The following is a 17,213-nucleotide window of genomic DNA, read 5'->3' on the forward strand; positions in this document are numbered from 1 at the left end:
CGAAGAGGACAATGGTTGACTACCGTCATGACCGTCGATGCGACGAAACCCCTGGCCGGAGTGCGGGCCATCGAGATCTCCAGCTTCGTGGCCATCCCGTTGGCCGGCATGACGTTGGCGCAGCTGGGCTGCGAGGTGATCCGCGTCGACCCCTTGGGTGGAGCTGCCGACTACAAGCGCTGGCCGTTGAGCAAGGGCGGCCACAGCATCTACTGGGCCGGGCTGAACAAGGGCAAACGTTCGGTGGCCGTGGACTTCCGCTCCGCCGACGGGCAGGAGCTGGTGCGACGCCTGATCGCCGACGCGGGCGTGCTGATCACCAATGTGGTTGGGCGGCAGTGGCACTCGTATGAATCTTTGGCGCAGTTGCGTCCCGACCTGATCCAGCTCGAGGTGTCGGGGCGTTTCGACGGGACCACCGGGGTGGACTACACCGTCAACGCCGGTATCGGTTTTCCGATGGTGACCGGACCGGAGACAGAGGACGGTCCGGTGAACCACGTATTGCCCGCATGGGACGTCGCATGCGGACTGTATGCGGCGCTGGGCATCACGACCGCACTGCGGCACCGCGAGTCCACTGGCGAGGGCGCCCATCTGCGTCTGCCGCTCGAAGATGTCGCACTGGCCACCGCGGGCAACCTGGGCTTCTTGACCGAACCCATGATCAACGGTGAGCAGCGCCAGCGGCTGGGCAATGCGATCTACGGCCAGTACGGGCAGAACTTCACCTCATCGGACGGCGTGTCGTTCATGCTCGTCGCGCTGACCCCGCGACATTTCCGCGATCTTGCCGAGCTCACCGGAACTACCAAAGCCGTTGCTGCCCTGCAAGATGCTCTGGGCGTCGACTTCGCCGATGAGGGCAGCCGGTATCGTCACCGCGCGGCACTGAGCGGATTGTTCGCGGTGTGGTTCGGCGACCACACCGCCGCCGAGGTGGCGGACGGGTTGGCCTCGACTTCCGTGCTGTGGGAGCGCTACCGTACGTTTGCCGAAGCGGCGGTGGACGAGAGGGTCACGGACAACCCGTTGTTCAGCCCACTGGATCAGCCGCGTATCGGGCAGTACCTGGCACCGGGGCTGCCGCTGTCGGTCAACGGTTCGCGGGCCGCAGCCGTGGCCGCGCCGGCACTCGGTGACGACACAGTCGATGTCTTGGGCCGACTGGGGCTGTCGGCAGTGGAGTTGCGGAGCCTGACTGATGCCGGGGTGGTGCGATGAGCACACTGCTGGAGCTGATGGAACTGGTTGCGGTGGAGGAGGATCTGTTCCAGGCCAGGGGTCACGGGCCGGAGGGCAAGCGGGCCTTCGGCGGGCAGTTCCTGGGCCAGTCCATGGCCGCTGCGGGCCGCACCGTCACAGCGGACGTCTGGCCCACCAGTCTGCACCTGCAGTTCCTGCGGGGCGGGGATTCCGGTGCGCCGGTGGACTACTCCATCGAGCGGCTGTACGACGGGCGCACCGCCATGACGCGGCGGGTGCTGGCCCGCCAGGGCGGCCGCATCATCACCTCGGCCACGGTGTCCTTCTCGGCGCCGCTTCCCGGGCCGTCACACGGGGAGTGCACCTTCCCCGATGACCCCGCCGGCTTGGAGGAAACCGGTCCAGCCGGACCCGCGCCCGGACTACCGCTCGACGAGCTGGACATCAGGATCTCCGATTCGGGCACCGGATCGGACTTTGTGCGCCGGCTGTATTGGCGCACAACGGTTCCGGTGCCGGACGATGCGCTGCTGCACACCTGCCTGGCGCTGTTCGTCACCGATGTCTACATGATCGACGCGGTGCTGCGGGTACACGGCCACTCGATGAGCGACCGCAGCCACCGCAGCGGCACCACCGACGCCTCGGTCTGGTTCCATCGACCCGTCCGTGCCGATGCGTGGAACCTGTTGGAATCGCGGTCACCGGCCGCGGCCCGCGGACGGGGTGTGGTGACCGCGCAGATGGTCGGCGCCGACGGCGCCGTGTACGCGACGGCGGTCCAGGAAGGGCTGGTCGCGGCCCGGGAGTAGGTTCACTGCAACAACACACGAGAGGAACTCATCGATGCGGACCTTCGAATCAGTCGACGCGCTGGTGGCGGCCAAGGGCGAGGAGCTGGGCTCCAGCGACTGGGTGACCATCAGCCAGGACGAGGTGAATCTCTTCGCCGATGCCACCGGCGATCACCAGTGGATCCACATCGACCAGGAGAAGGCCGCCAAGGGGCCGTTCGGTACTACCATCGTCCACGGCTTCATGACCCTGTCGCTGCTGCCGCGGCTGATGCACCAGATCTTCGACGTCAACGGCGTCAAGATGGGTATCAACTACGGCCTCAACAAGGTGCGGTTCCCGTCGCCGGTGCCCGTCGGCTCGAAAGTACGCGCCACCAGCACGCTGACCGACACCCAGGACATCGGCCAGGGCACGGTGCAGGTCACCGTCACCACTGTCATCGAGATCGAGGGCGCGGCCAAGCCGGCGTGTGTGGCCGAAAGCATCCTGCGCTACATCAGCTGACGCTCACAGACCGAGGTCGCTGAGCTCGGGATGATCGTCGGGCCGCGGCCCGGAGCTGTCCCAGTGGAACAACCGCTCGGCCTCGGTGATGGGAACGTCGTTGATGCTGGCGTGGCGGGTGCGCATCAGGCCGTTGTCATCGAACTCCCAGTTCTCGTTGCCGTAGGCACGGAACCACCTGCCGTCGACGTCGTGGTATTCGTAGGCGAACCGGACGGCGATGCGGTTCCCGTCGAACGCCCAGAGCTCCTTGATCAGCCGGTAGTCGAGCTCGCGGGCCCACTTGCCGGTCAGGAACTCGACGATCTCGGCACGCCCCCGGACGAATGTCGAGCGGTTACGCCACCAGCTGTCGGGTGTGTAGGCCAGCGCGATCTTCTCGGGATCCCGAGTGTTCCAGGCATTCTCACCGGCGCGGACCTTCCGGACCGCGGTCTCGTGGGTGAACGGCGGCAGAGGCGGTTTTGTGGTCATGTGATGTCCCTTCGGTCTTGCTCCAGTGTGCTCGGGTAACCGGAGCATGCAGAGCTGGCGGTAGTCCTCTCTCCGCGACACCGCGGGACTGCTCCCCGAGTACCTGTCTGGGGTACTCACGCCGGACGCAGCTCACGGCTGCTCAAAACCGTCACCTCGACGCACAAGCGATCACCAGCTGCATTCGAGCGGCCTAAGTGCCCGACAAGCCCCGTCAGACGCAGCCACCGTCGCTACCAACCTCGCCCGTCACACGATCACGACCGCCAACTGCGTCCGGCGTGAGGACCCGGAAAGCACATTCCCCTGGGAGGCATCGGTCCGGACTTCTCCCCAGATCGGCACTTCTCCACAACCGGATGGCGGTACCCGCCTCAGAGGTCGTCGATGTCACCGCCGACGGCCACCGTGAGAAGCATGAGAGCGATCCTCGGCACCGAAGCCTTGGCCTCGGGACTCCTGACCCGAGGTGAGCTTCGCTGGAACTACGAACGCGTCGCCACCGACGTCTACCTGCCCAAGGAGGGCGAGCGTTGTATTTTCGACCTGGCCGAGGCGGCCTGGCTGTGGTCCGGGCGATCCGGCATCGTCACCGGAAGAGCCGCGGCGGCATTACACGGCGCCACGGGTATCAACGTGGATACGCCCGTCGAATTGCTCACCGGTAGAAGGACTTCGAACCCGCGGTTGGTCGCCCGCAATGTCCGGTTCCATGACGACGAGGTGCAGCGGCGGAGTTCCGGAATGCTGGTGACGACACCCGCCCGGACGGCTTTCGACCTGGGACGCCACCTCGAACGCAGGGAAGCCGTGCGACACCTGGACGCGTTGACGGCTGCTACCGGCGTCTCGCGCATCGAGGTCGAGAAGCTGGCAGACCGCTATCGGGGTGCGGCCGGTACCTACCAGGCCGTCTTCGCGGCCCATCTCATGGACGGAGGCGCACAGTCTCCGCAGGAATCCATGACACGAATGGCGTTGGTGGACGCAGGCTTTCCCAGGCCGTCGACCCAGATCCTGGTTTGCGGCGGCCGGCAAACCGCCGTCACCGTTGCGCTTGGATGGGAGCAGCATCGCATTGGCCTCACCTTCGCGGCGGCCGGCAAGCGCCTGCTTGCAGTGCCTGAGTGGTCGCGGAACAACTTCCTGCAGCTCCAGGGCTGGATCAACCTGTACGTCTCGCCCACCGAGGCGGTCCAGATGACCGTCGATCGGGCCCGTGCGGCTTTCCGGGTTCGAGCCCGCCGCGGCTATTGACCTGAAGGCGTGCACGACCAGCGGGTGGAAACCTCAGTAGGCGTCCAGACCGAGCGTGATGGCGAGCACCAGGCCGCCGAGGCCGATGAGCCACCGGATCGGGGTGGCCGGAGCGTGGCGCACCACCACCGGGCCCAGCCGCGACCCCAGGATGCAGCCGATGGCCAGCGGGATCAGTGAGGGCCAATGCACTGGGGCGACGGTGAGGAAGATGACGGCCGCGACGCCGTTGGAAGCGCCGAGCAGGACGTTCTTCGATGCGTTGGCATGCGCCAGGGTGGAGCTACCCGCGCGGAGCAGCAGAGCGAGCAGCAGCACCCCCGCGGCCGCGCCGAAGTAGCCACCGTAGATCGCGATGGCGAAGATCGCCGCACCCTCGAGTCCCAGCGCGAGACGGCTGCGCGGTGGTGTGTCGGCGTCGACGCGCTCGCGGCGAGGCCAGACGATGGCTATCGACGAGAAGAAGATCAGAACCGGCACCAGCTTCTCGAACCCTTCGGCGGGGGTCGACAGCAGCAGCACCGCACCCAGCGCCCCGCCGATCCCGGCCAGCGGCAGTGTGCGCAGCAGGAACGGACCCTGGCCGCGCAGCTCGGGGCGTGACCCGATGATCGAGCCGACGGCGTTGCCCACCAGTGCGACGGTGTTGGTCACGTTGGCGGTCACCGGCGGCAGGCCGACTGCCAACAGAGCGGGATAGGTGGCGACAGACGCCAGCCCGGCGATGCTGCCAGCCAGTCCGCCGAGCATGCCGGCGACCAGCAACAGCGCGATATCGGTCCAGCTCACGGCAGTATCAGGTGATTCATAGAGAAAGTATGTATGGACAAAGTCTGGCACACCGGTTCAGGTGCGCGGTGTGTGCCCCGCCGGTTTGGCCGGATACTCCGGGGTCGCTCGGGATCTGCACTTTCGCGCATGCGACACATCAGGTAAACCTGTCTCATGAAGACTCACCTGAACTGCCCGTGCGGCGAATCCATCGTCGGGACTGACGAGGACGATTTGGTGGAGAAGACCCAGAAGCACCTCGCCGACAACCATCCCGGGCACGACTACTCGCGCGACGAGATCCTGTTCATCGCCTACTAGGTGGGTAGGCGCCAGGGCGAGGCGGCCGGCCCCAGAAGGGGCTCAGGCGAACCGGTCCTGCAAGCGGACCAATGTCGCCTCGATCCCGGCCTCGTTGGCGCTGACGAAGCCCAGCCGCCGGTAGAAGTCGATGCGGTCCTTGACCGGACCGGTGTCGCGGTAGTCGAAGGTCTCGGTGACGCGGGTCCGCGTCGGCGAAATCTCCTCGAACTCCCAACGCCAGTGATGCCCGAACGGGTGACGCCACTCGAGGAGTTCGGTGGGCTTGAGCGCGGTGATGACGCTGGTGATCCGGTACGGGATGCCCTTCATCTTCATCCGCGTGGAAAAGCGAGATCCCAGAGAGAGTTCCGCGGGTGCTGTGACAGTGCTGCCCACGGTTGCCGACCCGTCCAGCTCATGGTGGCGGCGCGGGTCGGCCACGAGGGCGAACAGGTCGGCAGCCGGCGCGTTCACTTCGACGGTCCTGCTCACCTGGCGTGCACTCATGGGGCTCCTCAGCAGCGGGTCACGGCCACCGATCGGCGGTCTGTGGACGCCATGAAATCACGCAGGATCTGCGTCACCTCCCAGGGTGCCTCGACATGCGGGAAATGTCCCACGCCGGGCAGAACTTCCAGGCGGCTGCCCGGTAGCGCCTCATGGGCGGCATAGCCGTGTGCGACGGGGATGATGCGGTCGTTGTCGCCCCAGATGAACAGCATCGGCACTTGTGCGGTGAGATGCAGCCGGTTCAGTGCGCTCACGGCTTGGCCGCGGTGATCGACGACAGAGCGCAGCGTGCGCAGGAATGCACTGCGTGTCTCCCGGTCCGACAGTGACGAGTAGGCGCTCCAGAGTTCACCACCCCGCGGGGAGTGGATGCCCGCCGACGACAGCCACGACCGGATCGAGTTCCCTACGGTGAGCACCGGCTGCGGTGCCACGGCGGGCAATACCAGTTCGGCGCCGGGGGTGCTCAGCAGCCGCAGCATCCAGCTGAGGTCCGGCCCCAGCCCGCCGCTGCCGATGAGTACCAGCCGCTCGCACTTGTCGCGGTGCTGGTAGCCGAACTGCATGGCGATGCCGCCGCCCAGTGATTGCCCCACCACCGTGGCGTGCATGACGCCCAGTTCGTCGAGCAGGTCGCGCAGCCACACCGCGAACGCGCCGAGCGAGTAGTCGCCCCGCGGCTTGGCCGAGCCGCCGTGGCCCAGCAGGTCAGGGGCGATCACTCGGTAGTGCTGGGAGAGCTGTGGGATCACCGAGCGCCAGGTGGCGGAGCTGCCTGCCATGCCGTGGATCAGCAGCAGGGTCTCCGGGCTGCCGGTCTCGGGACCAGCGTCGCGGTAAGCCACGCGGTCGCCATGCAGCTCGAGAAAACGAAGTTCGTCCATGTGGACCTCCTTCAGTCGTGCGAAAGTCCGTTCTACCGACGATAGCGGAGGTTACGCAGGCGTAGGTTACTCACGGGTAACACAAGGGGGTGTCGTCACTCTCCCGCGCCGGTTGCCACCTGCGTGGATCACAACTTGATCACGGTCTTCGGCGCAACGGTGTCGCCTGCGGGTTAGCGTTTACCCCTGATGCCCGCGGGTAAAAAGTGCCCAGGGACGGGGCCGACGAAGGGAACACGACAAACATGACGTTCATCGGAAAGACCGTGCTGGGGGGCGCACTGGTATCCGGGGCTGCGGCCGCACTGCTGGGCGCCCCGTCCGCCGCAGCGGAACCGTGCCGCGCCGACGCGGCCACCGCCACCATCAGCCAGGTCTCCGGTGCAGCCAGCCAGTACCTGGCCGGCCACCCCGGCGCCAACGACGCGCTGTCGAACGCGCTGACCCAGCCCCGCGACCAAGCCACCGTCACGGTGCGCAACTACTTCCTGGCCAACCCCGGCGAGTACTTCGACCTGCGCAACATCACCGCGCCGCTGCAGACACTGCGCAGCCAGTGCGGGGCGTCGTTCGCCGGCTCGGATCTGATCGCGGCTTTCGACGAATTCCAGATGGGCTAATCGAGCAAAGGCGTCAGACGGTAATCGACCAGCTGGCGCATCACCAACGAAGTGTTGGTCTGCTCAACTCCGTCGATGTCGAGGATGCGGCCCGCAATCCGGTAGAGATCGTCGGCGTCACGAGCCACCACCTGCACGTGCAGGTCGACGGTGCCGCTGACGCCCAGTACCTCGAGCACCTCGGGAACGGCGGCCAGCGCGTCGGCGACGCGTTGCAGCTTGCGCTGGGTCACCGTGGTCAGGATGTAGGCCGTCAGCGGATAGCCCAAGGCGGCAGGTGAAATGCGCCGCTCGAACGGGCGCAACACGCCGCTGGACTCCAGCCGGGCCAGCCGGGTCTGCACCGTGTTGCGGGACAGTCCGGTGCGTTCGGCGAGCGTGACGGCAGCGGCCCGCGGATCGTTGTTGAGTGCCAGCAGAATCCGTCTGTCGATGGCGTCGACTGTCATTGTGCTTGCCTCCGGCTGGTGGTCGAGTGTCCAGATGTGCAGATTGCGCATCTTAGACCTTCGGCGTTGCGCAAATATGGGCCAAGATCCCAAAATCGAGTGATGAATGCGCTGACGGAGATCGAGCAGCGAGTGTTGTGGCTGTCGACGGCCATGATCCACCACGCCAACCATGTCCGGCCCAACACCTCCGGCCTGAAGGTGGGCGGCCATCAGGCGTCGTCGGCGTCGATGGCCACCATCATGACGTCGCTGTGGTTCGAACACCTCCAGGCCGGCGACCGGGTGTCGGTCAAGCCACACGCCTCGCCGGTGCTGCATGCGATCAACTACCTGATCGGCGAACTCGACCAGTCCTACCTGGGCACCTTGCGTCAACTCGGTGGCCTGCAGAGTTACCCCAGCCGCACCAAAGACCCTGACCCCGTTGACTATTCGACAGGTTCAGTCGGAATAGGTGCCACCGCGCCCATTTGGGGTGCGATGGCGCGCCGGTTTGTCACCACCAAGTTCGGTCCAGCGGCAGGAACCGGCAGGCAGTACTCCCTGGTGGGTGACGCCGAACTCGATGAGGGTGCGGTCTGGGAGGCGATCCTGGATCCCGGGGTGACCGAGTTCGGTGAGATCGTCTGGATCGTCGACATGAACCGGCAGTCGCTGGACCGGGTGGTGCCGCACATCGCCGCCGATCGGCTGGAGCGGATGTTCGGGGCGGCGGGCTGGCAGGTGCTCACCTGCAAGTTCGGCAGGCTGCTAGAAGATCTGTTCGCGCGGCAGGGCGGGCAGGCGTTGCGGCGGCGCATCGTCGAGATGCCGAACGCCGAGTACCAGCGATTGCTGCGCTGCAATGCGGCACAATTGCGCGACCGGCTGCCGGACGGTCCTGAAATCGCCGCGCTGATCGCCGAGCTGGACGACGCCACCATGTTGGCCGCCATCCGTAATCTCGGCGGGCATGACATCGACGTTCTCGGCGACGCGTTCGCCAGGATCGACGACACCCGACCGACGGTGATCTTGGCCTACACCATCAAGGGCTACAGCCTTCCGACACAGGGTCATCCGCAGAACCACTCGTCGCTGCTGTCGCCCGCGCAGTACGAGGCGCTTGCGGCAGACCTCGGCATGGACCCACGAGATCCCTGGCAGCGGTTCGCCGACGAGACCGATGCCGGGAAGCTGTGCCGTGAGACGCACGACCGGCTGACCCGTCCGGTGGTCGCGGCGTCCACTCCGCCGGCCGTGCCCACCGACATCGGGCGCACACCCACAGGCACGTCCACCACACAGGCGGCACTGGGTCGCACGTTGCTGGATCTCACGAGGGAGGCGCCGGCGGCCGCTGCCCGGGTGGTCACCGTCAGCCCCGACGTCAGCTCGACCACCAACCTGGCAGGCTGGCTGAACAAGGTGGGGGTGTGGTCACCCACCGAACGGCGGGACTGGTTCGACGACGACGCCGAGACCATCATGCACTGGCGCGAGAAACCCACCGGTCAGCATTTGGAGCTCGGGATCGCCGAGACCAACCTGGTGGGACTGATCGGTGAGCTGGGCGCGACATGGAGCCGCTGGGGGGAGCCGCTGTTCCCCATCGGAGTGCTCTACGACCCCTTCGTGGAACGGGCACTGGAACCCTGGTCCTACGGCATCTACGCCGGCGGCCAGTCGATTCTGGTTGGCACACCCTCCGGAGTCACGCTGGCAGCCGAAGGTGGTGCGCACCAATCGATCAAGACGCCGTCGATCGGACTGGAGCAGCCCGGCTGTGTCAGCTACGAACCGGCGTTCGCCATCGACGTCGAGTGGACGCTGCTGTCCTGCATCGCCCGGCTGGGCCGCGCCGGCGGCAGCTCGTCATACCTGCGGCTGTCCACCCGTCCGGTGAACCAGACCCTGGCCGACGTGCCTGCCGATCCGGCGGCACGGGAACGCCGCCGACGGCAGGTGCTCGCCGGGGCGTACCTGTTGCGGCGTGCTGCCACGCCGGAGGTGACGCTGGTCGGCATGGGGGCGATGATGACCGAAACCCTCTCGGCGGCAGATCGATTGGCCGAGCAGGGGGTGGACGTCGACGTGGTGTGCGTGACCAGCCCCGGGCTGCTGTTCGAGGCCATGCAGGCCCGCCGCGGTCTCGGCGACGGCCCCAGCTGGATTCTTGACCAAGTGTTCACCGCGGATCGCGCCGCACCCATGGTGACGGTGCTCGACGGCCACCCACACACGCTGTCATTCCTGGCCGGGATCAACCACGTGCGGGCCATGGCGTTGGGCGTCAGCCGGTTCGGGCAGGTGGGCTCACTCGAGGAGGTCTACCGCCACCACGGCATCGACAGCGACAGCATCGTGCGGGCCGCACTCGACGTCAGGGGGTGACGGCCTCCGGCGACTCGGGCAGCACCTGGCCGCCGTCGACGGTGATGGACTGGCCGGTGATGTAGCCCGCCTCCTCGGTGGCCAGAAACGCCGCGGCGTAGCCGATGTCCTCGGGCTTGCCGAGTGCGCCTGCCGGAATGGAGCGCGCCATGGTCGCCAGGTAGTCCTCACCGAGATCGGCCAGGCCCTCGGTGTAGATGTTGCCGGGCAGCACGGCGTTGACGGTGATGTTGTGCGGGGCCAACTCGATGGCCGCGGTACGCATGAAGCCCAGCTGTGCGGCCTTCGACGCGCCGTAGTGTGACCAGCCCGGGAACCCGGTGATGGGTCCGGTGATGGACGAGGTGAGGATCACCCGGCCCCGCCCGGAGGCGATCAGCGCGTCCAGGCAAGCCTGCACGCTGAACACGTTGCCCTTGACGTTGATGTCGAAGACGTCGTCGAACTGCTCGGGAGTCATGGTCTTCAGCGGGGCCTCGGGGAACACGCCGGCGTTGGCACACAGTACGTCGATGCCGCCGAACGCATCGATTACCGCCGCAGCCATGGCCGCACACGAATCCGGTTGCCGCACATCCGCGGTCACGCCGATCACCTTGCCGCTGCCCAGACCGTCCAACTCGGCGACGGTGGCGTCCAGGCCGGCCGTGGTGCGTGCGGCGATTGCGACGTTCGCGTCAGCCTTGGCGAACACCGACGCGATGCCCTTGCCGATGCCCTTGCTGCCGCCGGTGACCACAACTGATTTTCCTTGCAGTGAAAACATTGCCCCAGTCTGCGGTACCGGGCCGGTTTCAGCACGGCGGTGTACTGGACCCCAAGGACGCGTGTGGTCCGCGCTACGGGCGAAACGGTGGTTGCCCCGAACCGGTCACGGTGTACCCGCCCCAGGGGGTGGTCTCGGTGATCCGGGCCTGGACCTCGCGCTCGGCGATCGTCAATGTGACGGTACGTCCGCCCTTGCGCAGATCGGCGGGCAGATCACCGGTGATGGTGCCACGCCAGTGGTACTGCCCGTCGATGGCGGCCAGGTGACCCGACAGCCTGGCTCGTACTTCGACGCCGTTCACGGTGGCGGGACCGTCGTACCCGTCGTCCTCATCAGGAACCTCGCCGCTGAGGTGAAAACGCTGCGCCAGTGGGACGGGGCGCCAGCCGCCGGCCTTGATTCGTGACCTGGCCTCGATCCTGGTGGCGCCGGAGCGTTCGAACAGATCAAGGCACCGTTGCACCAGCCGGGTCTGACGTTCGACATCGGGTCCGGGGATGCGGAAGTGGTTGGGGATGCCGTGTACGGCGACCGTGGCATCGGGGGAGCGGCGGGCGTCGATCACCACCCGGGCGCTCTCTGTCGTCCCGTCGGCGGTGGTCACCGTCCAGGTCTGGCTGCCCTCGTCGAAGGACGCGCGGTCCGCGTCGTTGCGCAGGACGATGGCGCTCATAGGAATCCGGCCCTGCGCCACATCCGCCGGCCCAGCCGACCATTGAGCCCAACCTCGTCGAAGAACGCGTTCAGCGAGGCGAACGATGCCACGCACATGGCCCGGAAGTGTGGATTCTCGCGTGCCACCTTGCGCATCCTGCGGCCGTCCAGCCCCACCCGGTTGTACTGGATGGGCAGCGTGAACAGCATCCGGTAGAAGGGGCCGCCTGCTCCATGGATGTTGGCCAGCAGCATCTTTCGATACCGCGGCATGCCGGGCACCGACGTGCGCAGGCCGTCGCGCGCGAACTGGATGTGGCGCGCCTCTTCGGTGACGTGGATGCGCATCAGTCGCTGGACGATGGGCTGGAGATCGGGGTCTTCCATGATCTGGCGCTGTAGCGCGTCGAAGATCTCCTCGCCCACCAGCGCCGCTGCCCACAGCACGCTGCCGCGGAACGTGAACGGCAGCGTGTTGATGATGATGCGCTGGAACAGTTTGGGCCGCACCGGGACTCCGCCGATCCGGGCTATGGTCTTGCCGAACATCACCATGTGTCGGGTCTCGTCACCGAGCTCGGTCAGCGCGTAGTGAGTGGAATTGGCGGTCGGGTTCTTGTGCATCAGATCCCGCAGCAGCGCCTGGTTGAGAATGTTCTCGAACCAGATGCCCGCCGACAGGATGTTCACCAGTTCCTGCCGGGACAGTTCGATCTGCTGCTCCCGCGTCATCGCCTCCCACTCCGGAGTCCCGTAGAGCGAGACGACCGCTGGGGGCAGGAAGAACTTGTCCGGGTCCAACGGAGCGTTCCAGTCGATATCGACCACCGGCTCGTAGGATTTCTTCACCGAGCCCTTCAGCAGTCGCTCGGCGAACTCTTCGCGCGTGGGGGTAGTCGGCGCAACCATGTTCCCACGGTAGGGACCCTCTCGGCCGTTAGTCAATACCTGCGGTACCGGATACTTCTAGTATCGAGGTGTTTGCACAGGGGGGCAATAGGGCAGACTCGTGCGCGTGGGTGATTACGACGACGATGGCGGACCCGACCAGACGCTGAGCCCCAGCGAATCGCTGGACTCCGACGAGGTGCGCAACGACGACGGCGACATCGTTGCCGACCCGCCGGAGCAGTGGATCGAGGCCAAGGAAGAGGAGACGCTCGACGAGCGCCTCGCCGACGAGGAACCCGATGTGCTGACCGGCGGTGAGGACGACGCGCGACCGGCCCGGCGAACCCGCGGCCAGATCGACGGCACGCCGGAAGACGGCGACTCCTTCTACGACATCGTCGACGACGACGACCCGACGGCCTAGCTTTCTGTAACCTGGCTCGCCCGCACCTAGGTGGTGAGGGCAACCTTCACGCAGTCGGCGGTGCGAGCTGCCACCGCAGCGTAGGCCCGGGCCGCATCATCGAGTGTCACTGTGTCGGTGAAGATTCCGCCGGCGTCCAGTCTGCCTTCGACCAGCAGAGGGATCAGTTCCGGCCAGGTGCGCTGCACCGGGGCCGTCGTCATCCGCAAGGTCACACTGCGCACCAGGCTCATCAGCGCCGGGAACGGGAACGGGTTCAGATCGTGCACCCCGATCACCGACACCGTGCCGCCGGCTCGCACCAGAGTCAGCGCGTCGGACATGGTGGTGTCGTTGCCCACCGCATCGATCACCGAGGCGGCGCCCCGGCCGCCGGTGGCGTCGAAAACCGCCGCCGCAGCGGGCGACTCCACCGGCGTAGCGCCCGACAGTGCGGCGCGTTGCCGACGTCCTGCCACCGGGTCGACGGCGAACACCGTGCCGGCACCCAGGGCGATGGCACTGCGCACCGCACACAGCCCGACGGCGCCGAGACCCAGAACCACGACGGTTCCGCCGGGCGGGATGTCGGCCCGCTGCGCACCTGCCCATCCGGTGGCCAAGTTGTCGGTGAGCAGCAGCGCGGCCTCGGTATCGATCCCGTCCGGGACTTTCAACAGCTGGAAGTCCGCGGCGGGTACGGCCAGGTACTCCGACTGCGCCCCACCCAGAGCGCCGGAGCCGAAGATCCTGGGCCCGGACACGCACGTCACCGGATCGGCGGTGGCGCAGCCGGCACAACCGCCGCAGCCGGCCACCGACGACACCAGCACCCTGTCGCCGACATGCACAGAACGTGTCTCGGACCCCACCTCGACGACGGTGCCGACTGCCTCGTGCCCCAGCGGAACCGGCTGTGCCAGTGGATAATCACCCTCGTAGAAGTGCAGATCCGAGCCGCAGATGGCGGTGGTGTGCACCGCCACCACGGCGCCGTCGGCCCCAGGCAGGATGGCGTCGGGCACGGTGTCCACCCGGATCTGCCCGGGAGCCTCGATCAGTACGGAGCGCATGAGGAACCCTTCAGGTCAGGATGTAGTCACTCGCGTCGGGCGTGCGGGTCCAGGACCAGTAGTCGACGAGGCGCCACGGGCTCAGCGAGTGCACCAGGCCGGCGTCGTCCTTGTAGAAGCTGTGTTTGATGGCCGGATGCGACCACACCATGGTCTTCAGTTCAGCTTGCGATCGTCGATACCAGTCGTCGTAGCGCTCCTGCCTCGGCTCCATCGCCTGTTTGTCCGTGGCGATCAGCAGGTCGAGGCAGCCCATGATGTAGCGGACTTCGCACTCGGAGTGAAAGATCAGGCTGCCGCCGCTGGCCAGGTTGGTACCGGGGCCGTAGAGGCAGAAGAAGTTGGGGAAGCCGGGGACCGTCATCCCCAGATAGGCTGCGGGCCTGCTGCCCCAATAGTCATGGATCTCGATTCCGTTGCGGCCCCTGATGGTCAATGAGCAGAGCGTGTCGTTGACGCGGAAACCGGTGGCGTAGACCAGGACGTCGGCGGGGTAGCGGGTGCCGTCTTCGGCCACCACGGCGTCGTGGTCGATGCGGGCGACACCGCCGCGGACCAGCTCGACGTTGTCCCGGGTCAGGGTCTGCAACCAGCTCCCGTTGTCCTGCAGGGTGCGTTTGCCGGTGGCGGGATAGTCGGGGATCACCTTCGCCAGAAGCTCCGGGTCATCCGGGATCTGGCTCTTGATCCATTCGGTGAACATCATTCGAGCCAGGTCGTTGGCGGCACTGATCGAGGTCTGCTGTTCGGGCCAGTCCGGATCGATCTTTGCGGCGGCCAAGCCGGTGTCGCATCCGGGCCAGAAGATCAGGAAGCGGTACCAGCGGCCGTAGAACGGCAGATGCCGCAACGCCCACCGGACTCCGGGCCCCACCTGTGCGTGGTAGTTCGGGTTGGGGAACATCCACTGCGCGGTGCGCTGGAAGACGGTGAGACTGCCCACCCGCTCGGCGATGGCCGGGGCCACCTGGAACCCGGAGGCGCCCGCGCCGATCATCACGACGTTCTTACCGTCGAGGTCCACGTCATGATCCCAGCGGGCGGTGTGAAAGGCCGCTCCGGCAAAGGATTCCGCGCCGTCGAACACCGGTATGTGGGGGGCGTTGAGTTGGCCGACCGCGGTGATCACCGCGCGAGCGCGCAGCGTCTCGCCGTTGCCGAGATGCACAGTCCAGCTGGACGAGTCGTCGTCCCATTCTGCGGACGTCACCGCGGTGTTGAACCGGATGTGCTCGGCCACGCCGTGGCGATCCATCACCGACTGGAAGTAGCCCTGCAGTTCGGGTTGCTGGGCGAAGAACTCCGACCAGTGATCGTCGGGTTCGAAGCTGTAACAGTAGAAGTGGTTGCCGACATCCACCCTGGCTCCGGGATAGGTGTTCTCCCACCAGGTTCCGCCGACACCGGCGTTCTTCTCCAGTACGGTGAAAGGAATGCCGGCCTGCTGCAACCGGATGGCGGCCAGCAGCCCGGACTGGCCCGCTCCGATGACGACGACCGGGAAGTTCGCGCGGTCAAGGGGGGCGGACAAGAGGTGGGTGTCGCGTTGGTCGCGGCCGTCGAGTTCCATCTCCTCGAGCATCATGGGCACGTACTCGGGTGAAACATCCTCGCACACCAGCCAGTTCATCATCCGTTTCAGCAGTGTGCGATCCACGGGAGCAGGCTCGGGACAGCCGCGGTCGCGGTAGTCGCGGATGATGTCGAGGGCCAGTGCCCGGGCTGCGGCTTTGTCGGGCTCGCTCATGTAGCCCTGGACCTCGTTGAGGAACAGCCCGGCGGGCTTGAGTGGCCCGTCGAGCAGTGCTGCATTGCCACTCATATGGACACAGGACAGCAGAAGCGCAGGAATCGATACGTCCTCGAGTGCGGCGGCGATCTCGGTGTCGGAATCGGTGAACGGCACGCCGGCATGCGGATTGCGCGAGGTCACTTGCCGAACGCTAGGGCATGGATGCCACCGTGTGGGCAGATTTCGAAAAGTGTCTACACCGACCACCTTGCATCGGATGACGTCCATAAAATATTTTCTATGGAGACGGGAGGTGGCGGCATGGTGCTGTCGGCAGAAGAGAAGGCCCTGGTCGATGCGGTGAGAGAGTTCGTCGAAAAGCAGGTGAAGCCCGTGGTGCGTGATCTCGAGCACGCCAACACCTATCCGGAAGAGCTCATCAACATGATGAAGCAGATCGGGATCTTCGGGCTCGCGATCCCGGAACCCTATGGCGTCGGACAGGTCTCGATGCCCTGCTACGTGGCCGTCACCGAGGAACTCGCCCGCGGTTGGATGAGCCTGGCCGGCGCGATGGGTGGACACACCGTGGTGTCCAAGCTGATCGTCATGTTCGGCACCGAGGAGCAGAAACAGAAGTACCTGCCCCGGATGGCAACCGGGGAACTGCGCACCACCATGGCGCTGACCGAGCCCGGCGGCGGTTCCGACCTGCAGGCCATGCGGACCGTCGCCCGCCTGGAAGAGCGCGATGGCGCCGACGAATACGTCATCAACGGCAGCAAGACCTGGATCACCAATGCCCGCCGCGCCGGGCTGGTGGCGCTGATGTGCAAGACCGACCCTAGTGCAGAGCCCGCGCACAAGGGCGTCTCGATCCTGTTGGTGGAGAAGGTTCCTGGCTTCACGGTGTCCAAGGACCTGCCCAAGCTCGGCTACAAGGGAGTCGAGAGCTGCGAGCTGAATTTCCACGACTGCCGGGTACCTGCCGATGCACTGCTGGGGGAGTCCGAGGGAAACGGCTTTGCGCAGATGATGAAAGGCCTGGAGGTGGGGCGGCTGCAGGTGGCAGCCCGTGCCACCGGCGTCGCCCGTGCCGCCTTCGAGGATGCGCTGCGCTACTCCCAGGAACGAGAGAGCTTCGGCAAGCCCATCTGGCAGCACCAGTCGGTGGGCAACATGCTGGCCGATATGGGCACCAAGCTGTCGGCTGCCCGCGCGCTGTTGAACACTGCCGCAGAGAAATTCGACTCCGGCGCCCGGGTGGACATGGAGGCCGGCATGGCCAAGCTGTTCGCGTCCGAGGTGGGAATGGAGGTGGCCCTGGACGCGGTGCGGGTGCACGGGGGGTACGGCTACTCCACCGAGTACGACGTCGAACGCTACTTCCGTGACGCCCCGCTGATGATCGTGGGGGAGGGTACCAACGAGATCCAGCGCGGCGTCATCGCCAAGCAGCTGGTGAAGCGGGGCGGGCTGGACCAGTGACGCCGGCCATGTTGTCGTTGCTCGCAGGAACAGACCGCCCTCGACACGAGG

At 66.4% G+C, this 17,213-nt stretch carries 19 protein-coding genes; 9 read left to right on the plus strand and 10 right to left on the minus strand.

The features are described from left to right. The first annotated feature begins 27 nt into the window (after positions 1 to 27). The 3 genes from BVC93_RS14595 to BVC93_RS14605 are packed head-to-tail and all read left to right on the plus strand — an operon-like array spanning position 28 to position 2,508. Complete coding sequence (locus BVC93_RS14595; RefSeq protein ID WP_083738089.1) at positions 28 to 1,224, plus strand: CoA transferase; 1,197 nt, start codon at positions 28 to 30, stop codon at positions 1,222 to 1,224. After that, on the plus strand, positions 1,221 to 2,018 hold the full coding sequence (locus BVC93_RS14600) for an acyl-CoA thioesterase (protein ID WP_083738090.1): 798 nt from the start codon (positions 1,221 to 1,223) through the stop codon (positions 2,016 to 2,018). The genes BVC93_RS14595 and BVC93_RS14600 overlap by 4 nt, the downstream gene beginning before the upstream one ends. 34 nt (positions 2,019 to 2,052) lie before the next feature. Next, positions 2,053 to 2,508, plus strand: coding sequence for a MaoC family dehydratase (locus tag BVC93_RS14605; protein ID WP_083738091.1), 456 nt, complete (start codon positions 2,053 to 2,055; stop codon positions 2,506 to 2,508). A gap of 3 nt (positions 2,509 to 2,511) precedes the next feature. Here the strand turns inward: BVC93_RS14605 and BVC93_RS14610 are convergent, their stop codons facing one another. Continuing rightward, positions 2,512 to 2,982 carry a nuclear transport factor 2 family protein gene (locus BVC93_RS14610; protein WP_083738092.1) on the minus strand — a complete coding sequence of 157 codons (471 nt, stop codon included), beginning with the start codon at positions 2,980 to 2,982 and terminating at the stop codon, positions 2,512 to 2,514. Positions 2,983 to 3,399: 417 nt separating this feature from the next. Between BVC93_RS14610 and BVC93_RS14615 the strand changes: the two genes are divergently transcribed. Further along, positions 3,400 to 4,239 (plus strand): hypothetical protein, encoded by an 840-nt coding sequence (locus BVC93_RS14615; RefSeq protein WP_083738093.1) that lies wholly within the window; start codon positions 3,400 to 3,402, stop codon positions 4,237 to 4,239. Between the two features lie 33 nt (positions 4,240 to 4,272). On the opposite strand, the gene BVC93_RS14620 is transcribed toward BVC93_RS14615, so the two are convergent. Continuing rightward, entirely contained in the window at positions 4,273 to 5,028 is a 756-nt protein-coding gene (locus tag BVC93_RS14620; RefSeq protein WP_083738094.1) for a sulfite exporter TauE/SafE family protein, read from the minus strand. Positions 5,029 to 5,184: 156 nt separating this feature from the next. On the opposite strand from BVC93_RS14620, the gene BVC93_RS14625 reads away from it, so the two are divergent. Further along, the gene (locus tag BVC93_RS14625; RefSeq protein WP_083738095.1) at positions 5,185 to 5,331 is read left to right on the plus strand and encodes a DUF1059 domain-containing protein; all 147 of its coding nucleotides are present in this window, start codon (positions 5,185 to 5,187) and stop codon (positions 5,329 to 5,331) included. 42 nt (positions 5,332 to 5,373) lie between these two features. Here the strand turns inward: BVC93_RS14625 and BVC93_RS14630 are convergent, their stop codons facing one another. Both BVC93_RS14630 and BVC93_RS14635 read right to left on the minus strand, forming a co-directional pair. Further along, positions 5,374 to 5,820, minus strand: coding sequence for an SRPBCC family protein (locus tag BVC93_RS14630; RefSeq protein ID WP_083738096.1), 447 nt, complete (start codon positions 5,818 to 5,820; stop codon positions 5,374 to 5,376). A gap of 8 nt (positions 5,821 to 5,828) precedes the next feature. Then, complete coding sequence (locus tag BVC93_RS14635; RefSeq protein ID WP_083738097.1) at positions 5,829 to 6,707, minus strand: alpha/beta fold hydrolase; 879 nt, start codon at positions 6,705 to 6,707, stop codon at positions 5,829 to 5,831. A gap of 245 nt (positions 6,708 to 6,952) precedes the next feature. Here BVC93_RS14635 and BVC93_RS14640 point away from each other — a divergent pair, with 245 nt between their 5' ends. Next, positions 6,953 to 7,327 (plus strand): heme-binding protein, encoded by a 375-nt coding sequence (locus tag BVC93_RS14640; protein ID WP_083738098.1) that lies wholly within the window; start codon positions 6,953 to 6,955, stop codon positions 7,325 to 7,327. Here BVC93_RS14640 and BVC93_RS14645 read toward each other — a convergent pair. Then, on the minus strand, positions 7,324 to 7,827 hold the full coding sequence (locus BVC93_RS14645; protein ID WP_236950365.1) for an Lrp/AsnC family transcriptional regulator: 504 nt from the start codon (positions 7,825 to 7,827) through the stop codon (positions 7,324 to 7,326). The two genes, BVC93_RS14640 and BVC93_RS14645, sit on opposite strands and share 4 nt — an antisense overlap. A gap of 51 nt (positions 7,828 to 7,878) precedes the next feature. Between BVC93_RS14645 and BVC93_RS14650 the strand changes: the two genes are divergently transcribed. Further along, on the plus strand, positions 7,879 to 10,152 hold the full coding sequence (locus BVC93_RS14650; protein WP_083738099.1) for a transketolase-like TK C-terminal-containing protein: 2,274 nt from the start codon (positions 7,879 to 7,881) through the stop codon (positions 10,150 to 10,152). Here BVC93_RS14650 and fabG read toward each other — a convergent pair. From fabG to BVC93_RS14665, 3 genes are all read right to left on the minus strand, one after another. Further along, on the minus strand, positions 10,142 to 10,918 hold the full coding sequence (fabG, locus tag BVC93_RS14655; protein ID WP_083738100.1) for a 3-oxoacyl-ACP reductase FabG: 777 nt from the start codon (positions 10,916 to 10,918) through the stop codon (positions 10,142 to 10,144). The genes BVC93_RS14650 and fabG overlap by 11 nt on opposite strands. Before the next feature lie 73 nt (positions 10,919 to 10,991). Next, on the minus strand, positions 10,992 to 11,594 hold the full coding sequence (locus BVC93_RS14660) for a DUF4873 domain-containing protein (RefSeq protein ID WP_083738101.1): 603 nt from the start codon (positions 11,592 to 11,594) through the stop codon (positions 10,992 to 10,994). Further along, a complete protein-coding gene (locus tag BVC93_RS14665; protein WP_083738102.1) occupies positions 11,591 to 12,484 on the minus strand; it encodes an AurF N-oxygenase family protein in 894 nt (297 codons plus the stop codon). The genes BVC93_RS14660 and BVC93_RS14665 overlap by 4 nt, the downstream gene beginning before the upstream one ends. Positions 12,485 to 12,584: 100 nt before the next feature. Here BVC93_RS14665 and BVC93_RS14670 point away from each other — a divergent pair, with 100 nt between their 5' ends. Continuing rightward, complete coding sequence (locus tag BVC93_RS14670) at positions 12,585 to 12,890, plus strand: hypothetical protein (protein WP_083738103.1); 306 nt, start codon at positions 12,585 to 12,587, stop codon at positions 12,888 to 12,890. Between the two features lie 26 nt (positions 12,891 to 12,916). Here BVC93_RS14670 and BVC93_RS14675 read toward each other — a convergent pair whose 3' ends face one another. Together BVC93_RS14675 and BVC93_RS14680 are read right to left on the minus strand one after the other, a co-directional pair. Further along, entirely contained in the window at positions 12,917 to 13,942 is a 1,026-nt protein-coding gene (locus BVC93_RS14675) for an alcohol dehydrogenase catalytic domain-containing protein (RefSeq protein WP_083738104.1), read from the minus strand. A gap of 10 nt (positions 13,943 to 13,952) precedes the next feature. Beyond that, positions 13,953 to 15,875 (minus strand): flavin-containing monooxygenase, encoded by a 1,923-nt coding sequence (locus BVC93_RS14680; protein WP_236950366.1) that lies wholly within the window; start codon positions 15,873 to 15,875, stop codon positions 13,953 to 13,955. A 120-nt stretch (positions 15,876 to 15,995) separates the two neighbouring features. Here BVC93_RS14680 and BVC93_RS14685 point away from each other — a divergent pair, with 120 nt between their 5' ends. Next, positions 15,996 to 17,162: an acyl-CoA dehydrogenase family protein gene (locus BVC93_RS14685; protein ID WP_083741061.1), complete on the plus strand. Its 1,167-nt coding sequence runs from the start codon at positions 15,996 to 15,998 to the stop codon at positions 17,160 to 17,162. Positions 17,163 to 17,213 lie beyond the last annotated feature (51 nt).

The organism is Mycobacterium sp. MS1601, from assembly GCF_001984215.1.
Classification (GTDB): Bacteria; Actinomycetota; Actinomycetes; order Mycobacteriales; family Mycobacteriaceae; genus Mycobacterium.